Origin of the sequence: Microvirga sp. BSC39 (assembly GCF_000739015.1) — a bacterium.
Taxonomy (GTDB): Bacteria; Pseudomonadota; Alphaproteobacteria; order Rhizobiales; family Beijerinckiaceae; genus Microvirga.
Map to the genome: position 1 here is coordinate 1 of NZ_JPUG01000024.1, position 20,699 is coordinate 20,699.

Sequence of the window (20,699 nt, forward strand, 5' to 3'; positions counted from 1 at the left end):
TGGCATGGCGGTGTGCGCGCCTGATCATCGCGCAACTTGAGGAGGCCCAAGTCCGGGTTGCTGAGGCTGAGCAGGAGATCCTGGCCTGGCATCGCACGAATGAGGTCAGCCAGCGCCTGGAGACGATCCCCGGCGTCGGCATCATCACGGCCAGCGCCCTTGCGGCCACCATTTCGGATCCGCGCTCCTTCCGCTCGGGCCGCCACCTGGCCGCCTGGATCGGCTTGGTGCCACGCCAGAGTGGGACAGGCGGCAAGGTGCGGCTCGGGCACATCTCCAAAGAAGGAGATCGATATCTGCGCCGGCTTTTGGTGCTCGGGGCCACGACACTCTTGCGGCATGCCCGCGGCAAAGCCTCAGCGGCTGCGGGATGGATCAACGCGCTCTTGGCCCGCCGCCCAGCCGGCATTGTCAAGGTCGCCATTGCCAACAAGTTGGCTCGGGTCGCCTGGGCCGTCTTGCAGGGCAACCAGGGTTATCGCGCTCCGGCTGCTGCGGCCGCGTAAGCTGCCTCCGGAGCCGGATGAGAGGTTTGCAAGGTTGGTGGAGGTGGTGATGGTGTGATGACGAACCGGTCGAGCCGGGGATCAGACAAACCCGTGATAAGCCGTTGCGCTCTGACGCAGCATAAATGTTGGGGAGCTGATCCGCGAACTTCATCAAGGCCCGCGGTCATGAGGCCGCATCACAAGGCCGAACACATGGCTGCCCACGACCAGATCGTCGAAACACCAAAATCCCCTTGCCACGCAGGCGCCGTCCACACATGGCTTATCGGGATTACGCCCCCCATGGCGAAAGCTGCTCCTGGCCGAATATGTGCTCACCAGGTGCCGCTACACGGTCGAGCTCTCGTCTAATGGCTTGCGCCGTTTGGGTCCTGATGCCAGCGAACTGCTCAAGCTGACCAGCAACAGCCCTGAGCTGGCTCAGGGAGCCGATGCTCTCTCGATGGAGCACTTCCCAGGCGAGCCGAGGTAAATAGAGACCCTCAATGGTCCCTGCGTAGGTTTCAGAATGATCGGACATATGCAGCTCCTGAGCCTTGAAGGCGGGAGCGCGCGCATCTCTCAGCCGCCGGTGCCTGGATCAGTTCCTGCCGGCGATAGATCATCATACACCCTCACAGAGGACACAACCAGCACAGTCCTAAAGGGCATTCTGCGGATTACACATCCCTTGAGCCTGATGAGGAACAGGGAGACCGGGCATCAAGGAGGGCGATACGACCAAGCTCGACCCTGATCGCCAGGGCTGTCTTTGCCCCAACGCCTGGGAACCGCTCGATCCGGTCTGCAATCGCGGCGAGCTGGGGGAGCGTCGTAATGTTCTCCCTATGCAGTACGTTCCAAGCGCTGAGCGGCAGACGCAGACCTCGAATGGGCCCTCGCAGTCTTCATAAAGCCCGTTATGCATCTGCCTTCACCTTATGGTTTGATGACTGGTTCATGCGAGATCGGAAGCGGGCAAGGACAGCCCGGATATGCACCGCAACGCGTGCGGCCTGCGCGTCCTCGATCAAGGTCGCCGTGCTGGTCAGGAAATTGGGTGGGCGATGAGGCATCGATGCGCTCCGCAACACAGGCGGGAGCACACGGCTCTCTCAGTCGCCAACAGCCTGTGAGGCACAAGTCAGCGATTGATCATACATGCGCCTCTATGGAGCGCATTACCATGGCAGTTTCATAATAGGTAGATTTAATTATACCTCAAATATTTATTGTCAAAATGCCGCATAGTTTACGAACATAAACAAGTGACCTAGCAGCTTTTATGTGCGCACGTGATCTCTATCGGATTTGTTTTATTTGTCCCTACGGATCCGGAAACTTAAAGCGCCCGCTTATGACGGGCGTTTCCTTTGCTTCGACTTTTGCCATTTGTATTCCATAAATTGCCCTACCTGAAATTCTCGTCGTAAGCCGTTGACGGATATAGCACGCAACGCCCTCCAGGCTCGATAGCTCTCCTTCTGGCACGAGGCTGACCTTAGACGAACTTCCGCACTGCTGGGGTAAGCGGACCTTCGCACCGACATCCGCTACTGCTCAGTTTGACCCGAAGGCGACATTCGCACCCTTCTGATCCGTTCGGCATCTGCCAGGTGCAGATTTGCGGGTTCCTGTTTGAGCACGAACTTGACCTACCGTGCCTACGAAAGCTTAGTCCTCTATACTCGTCCTTCGATGCTGGTTGCGGAAGAACCGGGGACCCCTTGTCAACAGAGCATGTGGACCGGCGATTGATGGCGATCCTGGCGGCTGATGTCGCCGGCTACAGCCGTCTTATGGGCACCGATGAGGAAGGCACGCTAGCCCGCTTGAGGGAGCTCCAGCATGCTATTGTCGAGCCTAGGATCGCCGATCACCGTGGGCGTATCGTCAAGACCACCGGCGACGGGATCCTGGTCGAGTTCGCCAGTGTCATTGAGGCTGTGCGCTGCGCCGTCGAGATCCAACGCGGTATGGCCGAGCGCAACGCCATCGTGCCGCGCGGCAGTCGCATCGAACTTCGTATCGGCATTAATGTCGGGGACATCATCATTGAGGACGGAGACATCTTCGGGGATGGTGTCAATGTGGCTGCCCGCCTGGAGGGACTTGCGGAGCCCGGCGGCATCTGCATCTCAGGACGCGTGCAGGAGGACGTCGACGGCAAGATCGACGCCGCCTTCATCGACAGTGGGGAACACAAGCTCAAGAACATTGCGCGACCGGTGCGCGTCTTTCGCCTTCGCCTTAGCAGTTCCAGGCCCAAAGCACACATAGGCCGTCGAGGTGCAGTTTACTCGGCCTTGGTTGTCGCTCTCCTGCTCCTCCTTGGAGGACTATGGATCGCGCCACCCTTCCAACCGAACTTCTTTGGCAGCCTCGTCCCAGGCGCTCGACCAACCCAAACGGCCGAGATTGGTGCCAAACCCGTGCTCGCGGTTCTTCCCTTCGTGAACCAGGGTGGGGATGCGGCGCGAGACTATTTTGCTGACGGATTGACCCAGGATCTCATCAGCGCCCTGGGCCGATTTTCCACTATGACTGTAATGTCCTGGAATGCGGTGGCTCCCTACAAGGCCAAGCCTATAAGTCCTGGCGAAATCAGTCGTGCTCTTGGCGTCAGATACCAGGTTGAGGGAAGTGTCCATCAGACCAGCGACCGGGTGCGGGTCGCGGCCCAACTCGTCGATACGGATGGCCGGGTGTTATGGTCTGCTCGCTTCGATGAGGCCTTTGCCAACGTCTTCGCCTTGCAGGACCAGATCACCGCCCAGATCGCGGGTGCGCTCGCCATCGGGATGGCAGAGATCGAACAGCGCCGGGTGCTGGCGAAGCCGACCGATAATCTCCAAGCCTATGATTACGTGCTGCGGGCCAGACCCGCATTGCAGCGCCCCACGCGCTCAAACATCGTGGAGGCCCGCACGCTGCTCAGACGGGCCATTGAACTGGATCCCGGCTATGCTGCCGCTTACGCAGCCTTAGCCGAAACCTACCTCATCAGCACAGCGATGGGGTGGGCACAGTCACCGGTGGCATTCCTCAATCAGGCGGAGGGGCTGGCCAGCAGGGCATTAGACCTCAACGCATCAGAAGTGCGCGCTCGCATCGTGCTAGGCCGCATTCACATCTTCCATCAGCGATACGAGCAGGCAAGGGCAGAGATGGATCGGGCTGTTGCCACGAACCCGAACGATGCGGATGGTCTGGCCGGCTACGGCAACATCCTTATGTGGCTTGGGCGGACCGATGCGGCCATTGAGGCCCTGGAGCAGGCACAGCGGATTAGCCTCGAACTCAATGCTCTTGATCGTAACGCCCTCGGCCTCGCTTACTATCTCAGGGAACAATACCAAGCCGCAGCGGAGCAGGCGCAGATCAATCTCCGAGAGGTGTTGGGCGCGCACTTCAGCTACGCTCTGCTCGCAGCCTCATTTGCCCAACAGGGTCGATCTGAAGAGGCCGCAGGTGCCGCGGCCGCGCTCAAACGCCTTGACCCGATGTTTGACCCACAAGCGTTCGGCAGCAAACTCCAGAACCCCTCCGATCTCGAACGGCTGCGCGATGGTCTCCGCAAGGCCGGGCTTTACGCCCCATCTTCGCCGGCTCAGCGCTGAAGGTTCTCAACCAATCCGCGGTTGTGGTTTGCCTTGGCGATGTTGTCAGCAAGGGATTGCTGGAAAAGGCGCGGTCCCTCAGGCGCTCCAAAGATGTAGAGCTTGCCATCGTTGATCAGCCAAGCCTTCGGATCGGCCTCAACGATCTGGCCCTTGGCGAGCGCCATGGCGCAGAAGTTGGCGAACTGTGGCGCATAGCGCACGGGATCGGCCTTAAAGATCTCCCTGTGCTCAGCGCGCGAGAAGCGGTAGCGGTGCTCATCCCACTCCAGTTCGAACTCTGGCAGCCCAGGGGTTGGTGTGCCTGCGGTAAAGTAGGCGACCGGATCGTAGCCCCTGATGGCGAGTGGCAGCCCGTCAAAGGCAAGGGTAGTAGACGCGAACAAGCCGGCTGCGACTAAGATAACGAGGCGAGTAACCTCCCGTCGTGAGGGATTATGCATGGCATCGCTCCCTTAGTTACCTGTTTAGCCGTTTGCCCTTCCAAATGGGCCGGATAGCCCAGGGCGGTAGCATGATTATACGCCCATGTGGGCGATTAGTGTTGTTAAATTTCAAGGATCAGGCAGCTATGGGCTGCCGGCAGCTTCGTCTGCTGCTGGCACGGAACTAACCTTAGCCGTACTTCCGCCCTACTGGGATGAGCGGGCCTTCGCACAGACATCCGCTACTACTCAGTTTGACCCCTTCCGGACATTCACGACCTGCTAGCTCGTGCTGGAAGCAGTACGATGTGGAGCCTCATGGAGGCAGTCCTGCATCTTCCAGCCGCCGCCGCAACTGCTGACGCAGCAACGGGTCACGATACCGCTCCTGAAACAGGAACCGCGACACTGTGAAGTTCGGCTTGCTCGCCATCGCCTCCTTGACGAGCTTGCCAGCGTCCTCTGGTCGGCTAAGTGCTATGAGCGCCGCGGCCCGATACAGGCGCGAGCGGAAGGTTTGGAACACGAGTTTGCCCAAAGCCTCCAGTGCCTCCCCATAGCGTCCCAGCGCATAGTAGGCGATGCCACGCTCCTCAATGCACCACACCGGAAGGAGAGGATCGAGAGCCTCTGCCTCCTCGACCAGTCTCAACGAAGTCTCACCGTCTCCCATGAACGTCGAGACGGCCGCACACCGGGCCTTGATGTAAGCGTCGGACGGGTTCAGCTCCATCGCCCTGCGCATCAGCGTCGCCGCCTGATCAAAGTCATTCTTCAGCAGCTCGAAGAAGGACGCAATCCGGTTGGCTTCGGCATCGCAAGGATCCAGTTCCAGTGCCCGGCGAATGTCGAGCTCACCCTCGGGAAAGCTGAACTCCGGAAGATCGGACGCCGCACAGACCCGCCAAGCGTAAGCCGCTGCGTAGTTCGGGTCCAGCTCAATGGCTCGGGTAAACCAATTCACCGCTTCTCGGGAGTGCTCTTCTAGCACCCCGCCAAGGCGATGGTGGTCGATCCCACGCAGCAGACACTCGAAGGCGGACATGTTCTCAGGCTGCTTGCGGCGAGCAGTGATCATGCCAGCATCTTCCATGCGGCCGAACACCGTCGCCGCGATCTTGGCTGCGGTTGTATCAAGCAGATCCAGGATCTCGGCAAAGGGACGACCAATCTTGTCGCTCCAGACCACCGAGCCGCCGTCCGTTTCCGTCAGGGTAAGGCCAATCCGCACGTGATCGCCGATCTTCCTGACCTGGCCCTCCAAGACATAGCGAACGCCCAGGATGTTGCCGACCTTGACTGGATCAGGATTGGTGTCAGCAATGGCAAAGCTTGCACTGCGGGAGCTGACAAACAGGCGGCGGAAGCGGGCCAGCTCGACGATCAGCTCATCCGTCAGCCCTTCAGCTAGAAAGCGCTGGTCCTCGTCTCCGCCCATGACCCGGAGCGGCAAGACCGCGATGGAGGATGAACGCTTCTCAACAGCAGCCTTTGTTCTCGTCGGCGCGGATTGCAGCCGGTGGCGTGCGATCTCCTCCCGAAACCGATAGACGCGAACCGGCCCCGATAGGTTCTTGAACAATCGTTCGCCCAGGTTGTCAAAGGCAAAGGGTGAGTTGCGCCGGATGTTGTCGAAGAAGACCCCGCTGATGCAGATGCTGTCGGGCTCTGCCTCCTGTTGAATGCGTGTGGCAACGTTGACCCCGTCTCCCACGAGATCATCACCCCTGACCACGACGTCGGCGAGATGAAGCCCAAAGCGCAGTCTCAGCGGATCGTCCTCGGAGCCACCGGCAAGCGTATTGCGGATCTCAGCCGCGCAGCGGAGGGCATTGATGGGGCTGCTGAATTCCGCCAGGCAAGCATCGCCTGCCGTGTTGAAAACCCTGCCGCCGAGGGAGACAACCGTCTCCCGGATTAGCTTTTGGCAGCCTGCCACCAGGTCAGCAGTTTGCTCTTCGGCCTCTTCCATGAGGGACGAGTAGCCCACGATGTCGGCCACCATGATTGCGGCCAAGCGGCGCTCCATGCCGAGCTCCCAGGGTTAAGGCTGTGTTGGCTCCTGCTTCCCTGCGGGACAGAGGCAGAAGCTCATAGCCGCTTGATCAGCTTACGCTTTGGTAGCGGAAAGAGCGAGCCATCTCAGGTGCTCGACATCCGGCTGCGTGGCTGTGACCCGGTAGACAGAAACTTAGCTGTTAAGCATCGAATGACCGCTCCTGGCACTCTTGAGACGTTAACCCGAGGGCAGCAATCCTCACGTAACCGGACGTTCCGAAGGAGCCAGGAATTTCAGTGCGTGACCCTGATGTATGGACCGGCCGTGCGTCGCAAGGGAATTCGGGATGTCGAGGTTGGTCTTGCGCTAATGTATCCGGCCCATGTGGAGCGATTGCTCCTGGCCATCATGGATATCCGCGCACACTGGTTCTCATTAGCGGATCGGCCCCTTCGGCCATCAGGGTCACCAGAGCACCAATGCGACGGCGCGACCGTTCTCCATCTCGTCTTCCTCTCGCAGACCTCGGCGAGTTCAGGCGGCTGATGCAGGGGAGGGCCCTTGTCGATCCTAACCTGCCGCAGCCGCTGTCCGTGGTTCATAGGTGCGGTTCTGGCTCAGCACGCTCCAGGCAATCCGGGCCAGCTTGTTGGCCAGAGCCGCCGCGAGCACATTGTGGTGCAGACGGGTCGAAGCAGCCGTGAGCCAGTTGCCGAAACTGTGTTGGCGCCACTTCGCCGGCCAGAGCAGCAGCACGCGGGCGGCCTGGATCAACAGAGATCGCAGGTAGCTGTTGCCGCGCTTAGACAGACGGCCCAGCACGGTTCTGTCTCCGTTGGAGATCTGACGCGGAACCAAGCCGAGCCAAGCTCGAAAGTCACGTCCCCGGCTGAACGCAGCTCCGTTGCCAATGCTGGCCACCATGGCACTAGCGATGATCGGTCCCACACCCGGAACGCTCATCAGGCGCTGGCAGGCCTCGTCGGCGGCCACGAGGGCTTCGATCTCGCCAGTCACTGCATCGATGCGTTCGTCGAGATGATGCCAGTCCTGCATCAGGCCCTCGATCATGTGCGTCATACGCGGCGTGAGCACGTCCGTTCGCTAGGCCAGAATATCCGGCAAAGCCTGACGCAGCGAGCGCAGCCTCTGGCGCACCGCAATCCCGCGCTCCAGCAGGAAAGCACGGATCTGGTTAATCACGGCTGTTCGCTGACTTACCAGCCGCGAGCGAACACGATGAAGAGCTTGCAGGTCGAGTTGCTCGACGCTCTTGGTGGGCACGAAGCGCATGGTGGGGCGGAGCACCGCCTCGGCGATGGCTTCGGCATCGCGGAAGTCGTTCTTGTGGCTTTTGCGGAAGGGTGACACGAACTGCGCCGGGATCAGCTTCACATCGTGGCCGAGGGCCAGCAACTGACGGCTGAGATGATGGGAACCGACACAGGCTTCCATGCCGATCAGGCAGGTTGGCATGTTGGCCAGCCGTGCCTCGACCTGGCCACGGGAGAGCTTCTGGCGCAGGACAATGGCCCCACGGGCGTCCAGGCCGATCAGGTGGAAGCTGTTCTTGCCGATGGCGATCCCAAGAGTGGCAACGTGCTGAAGCGGAGCTGTAGGCATGGCTCAGATCCTCGTGCTGGGCGCCCCCGATGAAGGGTGCGCCGGTAAGCACGGCCGGTCCATCCCATTAGCGGCCGTTCCGTCGAATGGCTTGGTCAGGCACCGAATGCTATTCTACCCTTGGCAGCCAGACAGATTGGAAGCATAGTCTCCGCATAAACCACAAGGGGAGTTGCCAAAATGGCAGATCGTGACCTCGACCTGGTGAAGGCAGCCTTGTCCGAACTATCCCGGCTCAAGGGTGCTGCTGACGACTCAACCCATATCCTGACCCGGCTTTACGCCGCGGCTCTGGAAGAATGGGCCGGGCTCTTGGAGATGGATCCCCGTCAGCTCAGCAGGATGATCCCATAGGCAGGCCATCCAGCCCCTAGCGTGGACACTGGCGACAATCCCGGGCTACGACCCAAAGCAGCCCTACGAGCGATGTCTCGTGAGGTTCGAGGGAGCGGATCTATGATGGTCAGATGGATGGTAACCGCTGTCGGATCATAGCGGCATGAAAGCGCGCCCCATGGAGCAGCCCATCATCGTTGAAGTCATAGGCCGGGTTGTGCAGGGGCGCCGAGTCCTTGCCATTCCCGATGAAGACGAAGCAGCCGGGCACGTGCTCCAGGAACCGGGCGAAGTCCTCAGACCCTGTCATCGGCTCATCGGCAGTCGAGACGTGCTCAGGCTGGAACACGGTCCGGGCGGCCGCGAAAGCCTCGTCCACCAGGGCCGCATCGTTCAGGAGCGGCACGAACTCGCGCGTGTAGGTCACCTCGGCGGCAACGTTGTAGGTCAGGGCTGTTCCCTCAGCGATGATGCGCATTTGCTTCTCGATTTCGGCACTAACCTCAGGCTGGAAGCTGCGGGCGTCCCCGAGGATATGGGCCAGCCCCGGCAGGGCATTGCGGGTGCCGTCGGTGATCAGCTCGGTGACCGAGACAACCCCGATGTCGGTGGGGCTCAGGCGGCGCGACACGATGGTCTGGAGGTTCATCACAGTCGCACAGGCCGCAACCAGCACCTCGTTGCCCCAGTGCGGGCGGGCAGCATGCCCACCGACACCCTTAAAGACGATCTCGAAGTTGTCCTCTGCCGACATGATCGGTCCCACCCGGGTCTGGAAATGTCCGGCCGGCAAGCCCGGCATGTTGTGCAGGCCATAGATTTCGTCGAACGGGAAGCGTTCCATCAGCCCGTCGGCCAGCATGGCGAGTGCGCCCTTGCCCCATTCCTCGGCCGGCTGGAAGACGAAGCGTACGGTGCCGTCGAAACCACCTTCCTCGGCGAGGAGCTTGGCGGCCCCGAGGAGCATAGCGGTGTGACCGTCATGGCCACAGGCATGCATTGTTCCAGGCATCTGTGAGCGGTACTCCTGCGTGCCTTGTTCGGTGATCCGCAGGGCGTCCATGTCGGCCCGTAGCGCGATGGCCCGGTTGCCGCTGCCGCGTTTGAGGGTGCCGACGACGCCAGTGCCGCCGACGCCCTCAGTCACCTCGTCGAGGCCGAACTCCCGCAGTTTGGCGGCGACGAAGGCGCCCGTGCGCTTCTCCTCGAAACCGAACTCGGGATGCGCGTGCAGGTCACGCCTCCAAGCGGTCATCTCCTGTGTGAGGGCGTCCAGATCCACGGCCATAGGTGTTTCCTTATTCGGTTGCGAGGCGAGTGACGACGTCGAGCAGGATATTGGCGCCTGCAATAAGGTCGGCATCCGGCGTGTGCTCGCGTGGATTATGGCTGATGCCGCCGAGGCTCGGCACGAAGATCATGGCTGAGGGCGCGATGCGGGCAATCATCTGGGCATCGTGGCCCGCGCCCGAGGTCATCCGCTTCGAGGCCAGCCCGCGCTTGCGCGCGGCCTCCTCCACCAGCTCCACGATCCCTCAGTCGAAGGTCACCGGCTCGAACCGCGCCAGCCGCTCAACCGAGATCCTCACCTCCTCGGTGGGCGCCAGCTCCTCCAGGTAGGTGGCAAGGGCTGCTTCCTCCGCCCGGAGGCGCTGCTCGTCCGGATCGCGCAAATCAACCGTAAAGGTCGTGCGAGAGGGGATGACGTTGATAGCATTCGGCTCGAAGCTCATGCAGCCGACCGTCGCAACAGTGGGCGTATTCGCGTTGCGGGCCCGGTCGCACAGGAAGGTGACCACGCGGGCCGCGGCATGTCCGGCATCCCGCCGCATCGGCATCGGCGTCGTACCGGCATGGTTGGCCTCGCCCTCGATGGTGATCCGCTGCCACGAGATGCCCTGAAGGCTCTCGACGGCACCAACCGGCACACCCTCGCGCTCCAGCACAGGCCCCTGCTCGATGTGCAGCTCGACATAAGCGTGCAGCTTGAGGAAGCCCGGCTCCTCGGAGCCGGCGTAGCCGATGCGCTCCAGCTCTGCCCCGAGTACGGTACTATCGGTGCCGACCGTCGCCAGCGCTTCCTCGACCGGGAGCCCGCCGGCATAGACGAGCGAGCCCATCATGTCGGGCGCGTAGCGCACACCCTCTTCGTTGGTGAAGGCGGCGACCGCGATAGGCCGCGCGGGAGCGTATCCAGCAGCCTTCAGGGTCTCGATCACCTCCAGCCCGGAGAGCACGCCGTAGCAGCCGTCATAGATGCCGGCATTGATGACGGTATCGATGTACGAGCCGAGCAGGACGGGAGCCTGGTTCGTATTCGCGTCATCGCTCCAGATCCCGAAGATGTTGCCGATGTGGTCGACGGCGATCTCCAGCCCTGCGGCGCGGCTCCAGGCCACGAAGGTATCGCGCCCGGCCTTGTCGGCATCGGAGCCGGCAAGCCGACCAGCCAGCCGTCGCTGTCCCGGCCGATCTGCCCGAATTCCCGGAGCCGACCGAGCAGTCGCTCCGCGTCGATTGAGAGTGTTGTCATGCATCTGCCTCTCTGGTGGTGGTTGCAACGGCGTCAGGTCGCATCCCGACCAGTTCCGCGTAGCGCTCCGGATCGGTCGCGCCTTCGGTGTTGATGACGAAGACCCGGGACGCCTCGTTGAGACCGAGCGCTGCTCGGACCTTAGGATCTGCCGCGGCACGAATTAGACCTGCAAGGCCTGCGCCCCCGCTCTCGCCCGCCACGATGGCCGGATCGTCCCCGACGGGACGGGCTAGGCGGTTCATCACCGCGACTGCATCCTCCTCGTCGACGGTCATGAAGGCATCAGCAACACGGGACAGTATCCGCCAGGCGACCAGCGACGGCTCGTAGCATTCGAGCATTGCCATGACAGTGGGCTCGCCATGCTCAATCTTAACCGGATGTCCTGCCCGGGCAGTCTCAAAGAGGCAGGCGGCCCGTGCCGGATCGACGACGACGAAGGCGGGCCGCTGGTCCCCAAGGGTGAGAGCGAGATGCCCTGCCACAGCAGCCGCAACACCGCCGACCCCTGCCTGCACGAACACATGGGTCGGCGCTTGGGGAAGCTGGCGCAGAGCCTCGCGCACCATGGCGGTGTAGCCCTGCATCACCAGCCCGGGGATACGCTCGTAACCCGGCCAGGAGGTGTCCGAGACGACGGTCCAGCCCTTCTCGGCCGCGACGCGTGCCGCCTCGGCAACCGAGTCGTCATAGGTGCCCGCAACCCGGATCATCTGGGCGCCGAAGCGGGCGATGGCCGCCACACGCTCGTCGCTGACGCCAGAGTGCACGAAGATGGCAGCCCTGGCTCCAACGAGGTGGGCACCCTGCGCCACTGAGCGTCCGTGATTGCCATCGGTAGCACACGCGACCGTCATGCCAGCCGCGACGGCACGGACCTTGGGCGCGTGCAGTTCAGCGACATCGCTTCGGCGTCCAAGCTGGCGGCTGGCTTCCTCCAGCACAAGCCGGATGACCGCATAGGAGCCACCCAGCGCCTTGAAGCTGCCGAGGCCCAGCCGGAATCCCTCATCCTTGATATGGACCGTATTCAAGCCGAGTTCAGTGGCCAAGGCTGGCAGGGTGTGCAGAGGCGTCGGGGCTTGGTTGTCCCGATAGGTGAGGTAACGTTCGACCTCTTCAGCGGCCGGTACGCCCAGCGTCTCGGCATCAACCGGATTAAGGGGTTTGCGGTAGTCGGGGTGCTGGTTGGATAGGAACATCGCCATCCTTCATTGCTGAGACGGCGAGAAGATATTGCACCTGCCACGAGAAAGGCGCTCTATTTAGGCTCATTGAACGCAAGAATTTTTCGTATGAGTAGCCTCTGTGGCGTCCAAGTCTTCGTCGTCGCTCACCCTTGACAGCTTCGATCTCGCGATCCTGAACATCCTCCAGCGGGACAATACAACCCCGCAGCGGGTGATCGGTGAGGCCGTCGGCTTGTCCGCTCCGGCCGTGCAGCGCCGTATCCGGCGGATGGAGGAGGCGGGAGTCATCCAAGCCAATGTCTCGATCATCGATCCGGCTCAGATTGGGCAGGCCATCACCATCTTTGTCGAGGTCGAGGTGATCAGTGAGACGGCAGAGTTGATTGATGCCACCAAGCGGGAGTTTGCTTCAGTTCCGGAGGTGCAGCAGTGCTACTATGTCACCGGAGAGGCGGATTTTGTGCTGGTCATCGTGGTGCCGACGATGACCGCCTACGAGGCACTCACGCGGCGCCTGTTCTTCGGGAACAACAACGTGAAGCGGTTCCGCACCTTCGTAGCCATGGACCGCGTCAAGGTTGGTTTGACGGTTACTCTGCCGGGGTGACTGAACACCCTAATTCCTGCCAACAGATGGGCGTGAGGGAACGACGGCTTATGGCACGGGCCTGACCTTAGCTGTATTTCCGCACTGCTGGGATGAGCGGACCTTCGTTCAGGCCTGCAATACTACCGAGATTGACCGAGCCTGTGTCAAAACGCGGACGCGCCGCTTCGTAGAGCAATTTAATTTCCTGTAAAACCCTGTAGACCGGGAAATCCACGGCATAGGCGTGTCAACTTGTACTGATCTTTCAACAACGCCAAGCCTACGTGAGTTTTGACGCAGCCTCGACCCGGAGCGGACCATCGCGTGGCGCTACATTCCATAACGCCCCGTTCCGCGAAATCTGGCCTCTCGCGCGACAGGAACTCGGATCGGGAGTAGGATCACCACAGCAAGCCCGACAACCGGCAGATCATCACATGCCCCACCATGAGCCGTGGCAACTCGAAAGCACCGCCGCAGAACTGTACGAGCGGTATCTCGTCCTGGCGATCACCGCCCTCTGGGCCGCTGATCTGGTCGAGCGGGTCGCTCCTGCGCCCGTATGCTGCGCAAGGTGCAAGGAAAGCTCATGAGAAGGCGGGAATTCATTGGGTTTGCCAGTGGCGCGCTGGCTTTGGCCGCTCCATGGCGCGCGGCTGGACAGGCGGCATCTCGCACTTATCGGATCGGTTTCCTCTCCCCCGGCGAGCTTGCGCCAGTCGATCCGGTGTTCGACGAACTGCGCCGGCACGGGTTCGTCGAAGGTCGAAATCTCACCATCGATCGGCGTGACCGGAATGCCGGATACCAGCAGCTTGCGGCCGCCGCCCTGGAGCTGGTCCGAACCAGCCCCGACGCCATCGTTACCGCCGGTCCCCAGGCAACCCGTGCAGCCCAAGCAGCGACGACGAGCGTCCCGATTGTTGCCATCACCGACGACATGGTCGGTGAAGGCCTGGCCCGCTCCCTGGCGCAACCGGGAGGCAATACGACGGGCATCAGCCTGCTCGCATCGGACCTCGACGGCAAACGTCAGGAACTGCTGATCGAATTCACTTCAGGCGCGCCTCGCATCTCGGTGCTAGCCGATACACGGACCACGGGTCCTCAACGGCTTCAAGCCCTCGTCGAAGCCGCGCGACGCCGGGGTGTCATCCTTCTGGTCCACCGCGTCGAAAAGGGCGAAGAGATCGGACCCGCGATCGACATGGCGAAAGCCGAGGGAGCTGCCGCGCTCAACGTCCTCGCCTCTCCGCTGCTGCACGCCTACCGCCACGTCATCATCCGGAAGACCGCCGCACTGCACATCCCCGCCATTTACCAGTGGCCGGAGACCGCGCACGAGGGTGGATTGCTGGGATATGGACCGCGTCTCGACGACATCATGGGGCAACTGGGACGCCAGATCGCCGAAATACTGGGCGGAGCCAGTCCAGCCAATCACCCGATTTATCAGTCCACGAAACTTGCGCTGGCCATCAACCTGAAGACCGCAAAGGAGATCGGCCTCACTATCGCGTCATCGCTGGTTGTTAGCGCCGACGATGTGATCGAGTGAGACGGCGTGAGTTCATTGGGGGAGTTGTCGCAGCGACCGAATGTCCGGCTGCTTATAACAGGGGCTCTGGCATCTGGCTCTCTGGGCGATTCCCCTCGCTCGTGAAGCGTGATTCCTTGGGCGAAGGAGGCGACGTACTCGGTTTCGCTCAAGCCCTTGCGGTAGCACGCATACGGCCCCATCCGCGTCAGGCGAACCGCTGTCGAGGATCCCAATCACCGGCGGTGGTGCCTGCTGCCCTCGGGCGGCCAACGGCCACGCCACCCGAGCATCCTGATGAACTGCCGCCGCCTCATGCGATCACCTCGGATCGGAGTGGCCCAAGACCATTTCTATTCCAATACCTATGTACATTGAAGAGAACCGTTCCATATCGCCGCTTCCGCGCAATTCCCGGGCGCTTTCTTACACGAACAAGACCCTTTACTCGATCACCTCATCGGCTTGGGAAAGGAGCGACGGCGACACCGTAAGCCCAAGCGCCTTGGCCGTCTTGAGATTGACGACGAGGCTGTATCGTGTCGGCTGCTCGACAGGCATTTCCGCTGGCGACGCACCGCGCAGGATACGGTCAGCGTATTGTGCGTGACGGCGGGCAATCGCGATCATGTCCGGGATGTAGGAGATCAGCCCTCCGGCCAGCACTGGGTCACGGCTTGAATAAAGTGCCGGAAGCGAAGTTTTGGCCAGCAGATCGGGCACCCGGTTTGGAGGCGTATTCAAGATCGCATCGCCCATAACCAACACTCCCTCCGCACGAAGCGCCTTTGCTTTCTCGACAGCACCCGGAACATCCTCAGGTGCACGAACCTCAATCACGTCAACTTGCAGCCCCAGTTGCGTGACCATCGGTAGTTCGCGTGCCAGGGCTAGACGATAGTCTTCATTCGTAGGGATCATCAGCACAGCCACCCTTTGAGCTTTGGGCAGAAGCTCCCGCAGATCTCGAACTGCTTTGCGAGAAATGTGCCGGGTGTGATCGCAGCCACCCCGGTGACATTGCGCCCAGGGCGAGCAAGGCTTTGCACCAAACCGATCTCGACAGGATGGGCGACGAAGGAGAAGGCAATGGGGATCTCCGACGTAGCCTCCTTGAGGGCGCGGGCAACCGGCGCGCTTGGACCGACGATCAGGTCAGGTCTTGACCGAACGATTTCGGCAGCAAGCTCGGACACACGCTCATAGCGGCCCTCGAGGGCTTTCCGCTCAATGGTGAGATTGCTGCCCTCGATCCAGCCAAGCTTGCGCAGTTCGTCGTCAAAGGCGGTGTAGCCGGGTCCAACGCACCGAACAGGACACAGCATCCCGATCCGGGCGCTCTTGGTCGGCATCTGGGCCGCAGCGGCACAGGTAAGCAGGAGGCAAACAGCCGTAGTGAAGGCGGGGAAGTGCCTCATGGGAAGCCTCCTCTGAAGAGCCAATCTTATCCCTGCTTTGCCGGGGTGACGAGGCCGGCTCCGTAAATGCGCTTCCGCGAAAATAGATGGGGCCTCTTTGCGCGAGTGCTGTTCCTCGCGTTCTCTGCCAGCAGGTGTATGCTTGACGCCTAGCCCGGATACTCGCACGCGAGGTGATCCCATGCGGCGGCGGACTTTCCTCACTGGCCTTGGTGGCGCAATGGCTGCATGGCCGCTTGCCGTCGGAGCACAGCCCGGCAAAGCTCGCACCATCCTGTGGGTGTCCACCGAAGCCCAACCTGACCCTTTCATCGACGGCTTCCGAGAAGGCATGCGGGAGCACCGCTACAGCGAGGGCCAGACCCTCGCGTTCACGCTCCGCTATGCTCCTGGCGATCCGGGTGCGCTTCGAGCGATGCTTCCGGAGATCCTCGCCCTCCCGGCTGACCTGATTGTCTCGAGTGGGCCCGCCATTGTGGCGACACGAGCCGTGACGGCAAAGCCCGTCTTGTTCGCGATCAGCAGCGATCCAGTCGCGCTCGGCATTGCCGAAAGCCTCGCGCGCCCTGGGCGCAACTTCACCGGCATCACCTTCATGTCGCTCGATGTGGCGCAGAAGCGGGTCGAGATCCTCAAGGAGCTGATGCCCCATCTGCGAACCCTCGCCGTCCTGTCCAACACCACCCATCCCGGCGAACAGCTTGAGTATGAGGCCACCAAAAGGGCCGCGGAGGCTCTCTCCTTGCGCCTCGCCTATGCTTCCTTCACGTCAGGAGCGGACATCGACGCTGCCCTGGAGCAGGTGCGGGGCTCAAGCGCGGATGCGATGCTCGCCTTCCCGGGTGGAGCCACCAGGGTGCACAAGGTGAGGATTGCTGAGTTTGCGCGGGCGCATGGCTTGCCGTCCATGTTCGGCTCGCGTGAGCACTGCGAGGTGGGGGGCCTTGCCAGCTACGGGGCTCACCAGCGGACCATCTATGTCCGGCTCGCAGCCTATGCGGATCGGTTGCTGAGGGGCGAGAAGCCCGGCGACTTACCAATCGAGCAGCCGACGACATTCGAGCTTGTTCTCAACGGAAAAACCGCGCGGGCGCTCGGGTTCGAGATCCCGCCAAGCCTTCTCGCCCGTGCCGATGAGGTGATCGAATGATCCGTCTCACCATTGCCTGCCTTGCCATCGTGCTGTCCATGGGGGGTGCGCAGAGCCAGATGTCCGGCCGGGTCTATCGTCTTGGGGTGCTCGCACTCAACCCACAATCAGTCGAGCGCGTCCAGGCCCTGACGGTCCCTGAGCTTGCAAAGCGGGGCTTCATTGAGGGACAAAACCTGGTTGTCGAGTCTCGCGTCGGGGATGTGGGACAGCTTCCAAGCCTGGTTCAGGACCTTTTGGCTCTGCATCCGGACACGATCCTCGCCATCAACAGCACCGCCGTTGCCGCGGTGCAAGCAAGGTCACGCACGCTCCCGATCATCATGTTCGGGGGTGACCCGGTTGCCCAAGGCTTCGCAACCAGCCTTGCCCGTCCCGAGGGCAACATCACCGGGATCACCATCGCCTCAAAGGAACTGGACATCAAACGCCTGGACCTCCTCCACGATACCGTGCCAGAGGTCCGGCGCATTGCGGTTCTCGTTCACCCAACCAGCCCCGGACTGGAGGCCCGCAAACAGGAGATGCGAGCGGCTGCGGCAAGTGTCGGGGTCGAGTTGTCGTTCGTGGAGGGATCCGAGCCGCAGGGCTACGGGTCGGTAGTGGCGGCCGCCCGCGCGAGCGGCGCACAGGCCCTTGCGATCAATGCGGACTCACGCTTCAATCGCGACGCCGCATTGCTCACGCGGATCGCCCTTGAGAATGGACTGCCGACGGTGTGCGAATGGGGCGAGATGGCCAACGAGGGCTGTCTGATCGGGTATGGACCCATCCTCGCGGATCTGTACCGCCGCACAGCCTACTACGTTGAGCGGATCTTTCAGGGTGCCGCGCCCGGTCAGACGCCGATCGAGGGGCCCTCCCGTCTGCGCCTCGTCGTGAATGCCAAAACGGCGCGTGCGCTGGGCATCAAAGTCCCCGAGATGCTGCTTCTCCAGGCCGATGAGGTGATCGAATGAGGCGGCGTGACATCCTCGCTGGTCTGAGCAGCGCGGCGGTCTACTGGACCTTGCGAGGTTCGGCTGCCGCGCGGCAGCTTGCAGGCGGCCCGCGGGTCGGATTCCTTCACCCCCGGCTAACCCCTGTCGTTGCGGCCTTGCGCCTCGTGGCCATTCGGGAAGGACTCGGTCTCGTTCAGGACAGCCATAGCCCCATTGAGCTGATCTCCCGCGTGTCTGATGGCAACCTCGACAGGCTTGCCGCCTATGCTCATGAACTCGCCGCGATGGACGTGGACGTGATCATCGCCATCAGCCCGTCGGGTGTCATGGCGGCCAGAGGGGCTACGTCGACGATTCCCATTGTGGCCGTCGACCTTGAGACGGATCCCGTCGCGGCGGGCCTCGCCGACAGCTTGGGCCAGCCCGGGCGCAACATCACGGGGGTCTTTCTGGATCTTGCTGAGGTTAGTGCGAAGTGCCTGCAACTTCTGGAGGAGATCGTTCCGCGCCTCGACCGGGTTGGCGTGCTGTGGGATCCTTCGACGGGTCCGTACCAACTCGCAGCAGTCGAGAAGGCCGCAGCGGCAGGACACACGGTGCTTCTGGTCCATCGCACGGACACGCTCGGCCAAGTGGACCAGGCATTCCGCTCCGTCCAGGAGCAGGGTGCGAGGGCAACACTCATTCTCTCGTCGCCGCTCTTTGCGGGAAATTCCGCAAAGGTGGCTGAGTTTGCCGCACGGGACCGGCTGGCTGCCATTACCCTGTTTCCTGAGTTCGCCAGGAACGGCGGCCTGTTGGCCTATGGCCCCGATCTGCAAGCCCTCTTCCGACAGGGCGGTGCGATGGCGCGACGGATCCTAGAAGGAACCGAGCCTCGTCATCTACCCATTGAGCGGCCGTCAAGGTTCGAGCTAGTGATCAATGCAAAGACGGCACGCATGCTCGGCCTGGATCTTCCGACCGCTCTGTTGGCCTTCGCTGATGAAGTGGTCGAATAGGACCAGCTACCTGGTGAAGACAAAACCTAAGCGGCATCAGGCTTCCTGTCGAAGGATAGGCCGAACACGGGCAGCTCCTCGTCGTAGCCTTTGAGCCGGCGCATTCCAAGCCGGATCAGCGCACGCTTGCCGATCACGGCCTCGGCAACTTTCGTATCTACCAGGATCTCCCGATCGGCTGCCGATGCACACAGCCTGGAGGCAAGGTTCACCACACTACCTATTGCCGTGTAGTCGAAGCGACTCTCGTACCCGATCCGCCCAACCGTAGCCGGACCCATCGCAAGGCCAACACCCAACCCGATCCGGTGGCCACGCACCCGCCAGCCGATGATCAGCTCCTGCACGCTTCGCTGCATCTCAATGGCCATGTCCACCGCCTGGAGGCCCGGCTCCTCAACTGGGACAGGTGCATTGACGAGCACCATCAGGCCATCACCTGAGAAGCTCGTGAGCGTAGCCCCATATTTGGTGATGATCGTGCCGAGTGCCTCGTAGTACTCCGACAGCACGCTCATCACCTCCTCGGGCGCGGCTCTGGCCGAGAAAGCGGTGAAGCCCCGCAGATCGCAGAACACCGCCACCACCTCGGTGCGGCGGCCCTCGAGCACGCCGTCGTCACCCGTGCGATCGACGAGTTCGGCCACCTGCGGGGCCAAGAACCGCTTGAGCTTGGCAATGCGTTCCTGGCGCTCCTGCGAGACGGCCAACTCCGCGGCCATGGCGTTGAAACTGTTGGCCAGCCGCTGAAGCTCGTCCCCCGTCCTGATGTTGATGCGATGGTCGAACTGTCCAGCGCCGATGCGCTCAGTGCCTTCCTCAAGCTTGCGGATCGGATCGGTCATCCTGCGGGCGAGAGCGTAGGCAAGCAGGCCGGCAAAGAGGGCACCGGCGAGAAGAAGGGTCCCGGTCCGCCACAGGGCGGTATAGATCGGCCCGAATGCCTCGGAGAGCGGCTGCTCGACCACAATCGTCCAATCAGGACCAGGGACTGGTGCGGCAGCGGCAGCAATGCGGTCGCCTCCGGCGTCGCGGCTCGTCACGAAGCCCGCACCTGCGGGTCCGACGGCCTTCCGGATGGCCTGGAAAGGTGCAAGGGTAGCCTCATCCGCTCCACGAAGAACGAGGCTGATGTCGGGATGGGCGACAAGCCGACCTGGGGCATCCAACACGAAGGCGGATCCCGTCTGCCCGACCTTGATGGCCGAGATCACGTCCCAGGTCAGCTTTAGGTTGACCTCGGCGACGACGATGCCAACCGACGGGCGGTTACCGGAGATCGCTACCGTCAGGTAGGGCTCAGAACCACGGTAGTAGCTGACCTCGCCGTACCAGATCCTCTTTGATCGGGCCCCGATGATGGCGGGCTCGCCAGAGCGATCCGTGTGGCTCTCAGTTCGGTTGAGACCGATGCGTGACACATAGAGCCGCTCGCGTCCGGAGCCGTCCACCAGGGTCAGGCTGACGATCGCGGGCACCTGCCGAAGGAGGCGTAGCGCATCGATGCGCCGGCGCTCGTCCGGCTCCTCGGTCCAGGGGAGTTGCACCAGCCAGCCGAGCTGACCGGTGATGCTGTCAAGGAAGCCCTGGATCCTCAATGCCGCTGATCTGGCTTCGACCCCGAGCAGTTGGTCGAGCCTCGCACGCTGGTCGCGGTAGCCGAGCCAGGCCTCGCTGACGCCGTTGGCGGCGAGCGGAATGACCACGGCCAGGAAAAGCACGAGAAAGTACTTGCGAAAGAGGCCACGAAACCGGAGATGCCGACTGCTCATGGCTCAGGCATCCCACTCAATATGTCGGCGGCGGGGTGGAATAAGCCGGGCGGAGGCCGGGCAGTCCGTACTAT

16 protein-coding genes and 2 pseudogenes are annotated in these 20,699 nt (G+C 62.2%); 9 read left to right on the forward strand and 9 right to left on the reverse strand.

Features of this window, described 5'->3' with window-relative positions; translation table 11 throughout:
• On the forward strand, positions 1 to 506 hold a 506-nt coding region (locus MA07_RS02115; protein WP_036346389.1), incomplete at its 5' end, for an IS110 family transposase.
• A 1,739-nt stretch (positions 507 to 2,245) separates the two neighbouring features.
• On the forward strand, positions 2,246 to 4,108 hold the full coding sequence (locus MA07_RS02125) for a tetratricopeptide repeat protein (protein ID WP_244445133.1): 1,863 nt from the start codon (positions 2,246 to 2,248) through the stop codon (positions 4,106 to 4,108).
• On the opposite strand, the gene MA07_RS02130 is transcribed toward MA07_RS02125, so the two are convergent.
• Positions 4,099 to 4,551 (reverse strand): YHS domain-containing (seleno)protein, encoded by a 453-nt coding sequence (locus MA07_RS02130; protein ID WP_036346394.1) that lies wholly within the window; start codon positions 4,549 to 4,551, stop codon positions 4,099 to 4,101. The genes MA07_RS02125 and MA07_RS02130 overlap by 10 nt on opposite strands.
• Positions 4,552 to 4,849: 298 nt before the next feature.
• Positions 4,850 to 6,562, reverse strand: a complete 1,713-nt coding sequence (locus MA07_RS02135; RefSeq protein ID WP_036346397.1) for an adenylate/guanylate cyclase domain-containing protein — start codon at positions 6,560 to 6,562, stop codon at positions 4,850 to 4,852.
• 270 nt (positions 6,563 to 6,832) lie between these two features.
• Here MA07_RS02135 and MA07_RS29395 point away from each other — a divergent pair, with 270 nt between their 5' ends.
• Positions 6,833 to 7,078 (forward strand): hypothetical protein, encoded by a 246-nt coding sequence (locus tag MA07_RS29395; RefSeq protein WP_152568691.1) that lies wholly within the window; start codon positions 6,833 to 6,835, stop codon positions 7,076 to 7,078.
• A gap of 24 nt (positions 7,079 to 7,102) precedes the next feature.
• On the opposite strand, the pseudogene MA07_RS02140 reads toward MA07_RS29395, so the two are convergent.
• Positions 7,103 to 8,155: pseudogene (locus tag MA07_RS02140) on the reverse strand (IS110 family transposase).
• A 180-nt stretch (positions 8,156 to 8,335) separates the two neighbouring features.
• Between MA07_RS02140 and MA07_RS29940 the strand changes: the two are divergent.
• Positions 8,336 to 8,509: a hypothetical protein gene (locus MA07_RS29940; RefSeq protein ID WP_160195364.1), complete on the forward strand. Its 174-nt coding sequence runs from the start codon at positions 8,336 to 8,338 to the stop codon at positions 8,507 to 8,509.
• A 109-nt stretch (positions 8,510 to 8,618) separates the two neighbouring features.
• Here MA07_RS29940 and MA07_RS02145 read toward each other — a convergent pair whose 3' ends face one another.
• The 3 genes and pseudogenes from MA07_RS02145 to MA07_RS02155 all read right to left on the reverse strand — a co-directional run bounded on the left by MA07_RS02145 (position 8,619) and on the right by MA07_RS02155 (position 12,229).
• Positions 8,619 to 9,779: a M20 aminoacylase family protein gene (locus tag MA07_RS02145; RefSeq protein ID WP_036346399.1), complete on the reverse strand. Its 1,161-nt coding sequence runs from the start codon at positions 9,777 to 9,779 to the stop codon at positions 8,619 to 8,621.
• 10 nt (positions 9,780 to 9,789) lie between these two features.
• Positions 9,790 to 11,024, reverse strand: a pseudogene (locus MA07_RS28475) (Zn-dependent hydrolase).
• A complete protein-coding gene (locus tag MA07_RS02155; RefSeq protein WP_036346401.1) occupies positions 11,021 to 12,229 on the reverse strand; it encodes a diaminopropionate ammonia-lyase in 1,209 nt (402 codons plus the stop codon). Before MA07_RS02155 ends, MA07_RS28475 begins: the two are co-directional and overlap by 4 nt.
• 106 nt (positions 12,230 to 12,335) lie before the next feature.
• Here MA07_RS02155 and MA07_RS02160 point away from each other — a divergent pair, with 106 nt between their 5' ends.
• Positions 12,336 to 12,824, forward strand: coding sequence for an Lrp/AsnC family transcriptional regulator (locus MA07_RS02160; RefSeq protein ID WP_036346404.1), 489 nt, complete (start codon positions 12,336 to 12,338; stop codon positions 12,822 to 12,824).
• Positions 12,825 to 13,368: 544 nt separating this feature from the next.
• Positions 13,369 to 14,364: an ABC transporter substrate-binding protein gene (locus MA07_RS02165; protein ID WP_036346406.1), complete on the forward strand. Its 996-nt coding sequence runs from the start codon at positions 13,369 to 13,371 to the stop codon at positions 14,362 to 14,364.
• A 423-nt stretch (positions 14,365 to 14,787) separates the two neighbouring features.
• Here MA07_RS02165 and MA07_RS27445 read toward each other — a convergent pair whose 3' ends face one another.
• Both MA07_RS27445 and MA07_RS29945 read right to left on the reverse strand, forming a co-directional pair.
• On the reverse strand, positions 14,788 to 15,264 hold the full coding sequence (locus MA07_RS27445) for an ABC transporter substrate binding protein (RefSeq protein ID WP_081928726.1): 477 nt from the start codon (positions 15,262 to 15,264) through the stop codon (positions 14,788 to 14,790).
• Positions 15,264 to 15,761 (reverse strand): ABC transporter substrate binding protein, encoded by a 498-nt coding sequence (locus MA07_RS29945; protein ID WP_052002750.1) that lies wholly within the window; start codon positions 15,759 to 15,761, stop codon positions 15,264 to 15,266. Before MA07_RS29945 ends, MA07_RS27445 begins: the two co-directional genes overlap by 1 nt.
• A 220-nt stretch (positions 15,762 to 15,981) precedes the next feature.
• Between MA07_RS29945 and MA07_RS02175 the strand changes: the two genes are divergently transcribed.
• From MA07_RS02175 to MA07_RS02185, 3 genes are read left to right on the forward strand one after another with little or no spacing between them, the layout of a single operon-like run.
• Positions 15,982 to 16,911: an ABC transporter substrate-binding protein gene (locus MA07_RS02175; protein ID WP_244445131.1), complete on the forward strand. Its 930-nt coding sequence runs from the start codon at positions 15,982 to 15,984 to the stop codon at positions 16,909 to 16,911.
• A complete protein-coding gene (locus MA07_RS02180) occupies positions 16,908 to 17,870 on the forward strand; it encodes an ABC transporter substrate-binding protein (protein WP_036346410.1) in 963 nt (320 codons plus the stop codon). The genes MA07_RS02175 and MA07_RS02180 overlap by 4 nt, the downstream gene beginning before the upstream one ends.
• Complete coding sequence (locus tag MA07_RS02185; protein WP_052002751.1) at positions 17,867 to 18,853, forward strand: ABC transporter substrate-binding protein; 987 nt, start codon at positions 17,867 to 17,869, stop codon at positions 18,851 to 18,853. The genes MA07_RS02180 and MA07_RS02185 overlap by 4 nt, the downstream gene beginning before the upstream one ends.
• Positions 18,854 to 18,879: 26 nt before the next feature.
• On the opposite strand, the gene MA07_RS02190 is transcribed toward MA07_RS02185, so the two are convergent.
• Positions 18,880 to 20,625: an adenylate/guanylate cyclase domain-containing protein gene (locus MA07_RS02190; protein WP_036346413.1), complete on the reverse strand. Its 1,746-nt coding sequence runs from the start codon at positions 20,623 to 20,625 to the stop codon at positions 18,880 to 18,882.
• Positions 20,626 to 20,699 lie beyond the last annotated feature (74 nt).

What these genes read in the sequence shown, in the direction of transcription:
- MA07_RS02155 (WP_036346401.1), bottom strand. Translation starts at nt 12,229, where the DNA reads ATGTTCCTATCCAACCAGCACCCCGACTACCGCAAACCCCTTAATCCG.
- MA07_RS27445 (WP_081928726.1), bottom strand. Translation starts at nt 15,264, where the DNA reads ATGATCCCTACGAATGAAGACTATCGTCTAGCCCTGGCACGCGAACTA.
- MA07_RS02175 (WP_244445131.1), top strand. Translation starts at nt 15,982, where the DNA reads ATGGCTGCATGGCCGCTTGCCGTCGGAGCACAGCCCGGCAAAGCTCGC.
- MA07_RS02185 (WP_052002751.1), top strand. Translation starts at nt 17,867, where the DNA reads ATGAGGCGGCGTGACATCCTCGCTGGTCTGAGCAGCGCGGCGGTCTAC.
- MA07_RS02135 (WP_036346397.1), bottom strand. Translation starts at nt 6,562, where the DNA reads ATGGAGCGCCGCTTGGCCGCAATCATGGTGGCCGACATCGTGGGCTAC.
- MA07_RS02190 (WP_036346413.1), bottom strand. Translation starts at nt 20,625, where the DNA reads ATGAGCAGTCGGCATCTCCGGTTTCGTGGCCTCTTTCGCAAGTACTTT.
- MA07_RS02165 (WP_036346406.1), top strand. Translation starts at nt 13,369, where the DNA reads ATGCTGCGCAAGGTGCAAGGAAAGCTCATGAGAAGGCGGGAATTCATT.
- MA07_RS02145 (WP_036346399.1), bottom strand. Translation starts at nt 9,779, where the DNA reads ATGGCCGTGGATCTGGACGCCCTCACACAGGAGATGACCGCTTGGAGG.
- MA07_RS02180 (WP_036346410.1), top strand. Translation starts at nt 16,908, where the DNA reads ATGATCCGTCTCACCATTGCCTGCCTTGCCATCGTGCTGTCCATGGGG.
- MA07_RS02130 (WP_036346394.1), bottom strand. Translation starts at nt 4,551, where the DNA reads ATGCATAATCCCTCACGACGGGAGGTTACTCGCCTCGTTATCTTAGTC.
- MA07_RS29945 (WP_052002750.1), bottom strand. Translation starts at nt 15,761, where the DNA reads ATGAGGCACTTCCCCGCCTTCACTACGGCTGTTTGCCTCCTGCTTACC.
- MA07_RS02125 (WP_244445133.1), top strand. Translation starts at nt 2,246, where the DNA reads ATGGCGATCCTGGCGGCTGATGTCGCCGGCTACAGCCGTCTTATGGGC.
- MA07_RS29940 (WP_160195364.1), top strand. Translation starts at nt 8,336, where the DNA reads ATGGCAGATCGTGACCTCGACCTGGTGAAGGCAGCCTTGTCCGAACTA.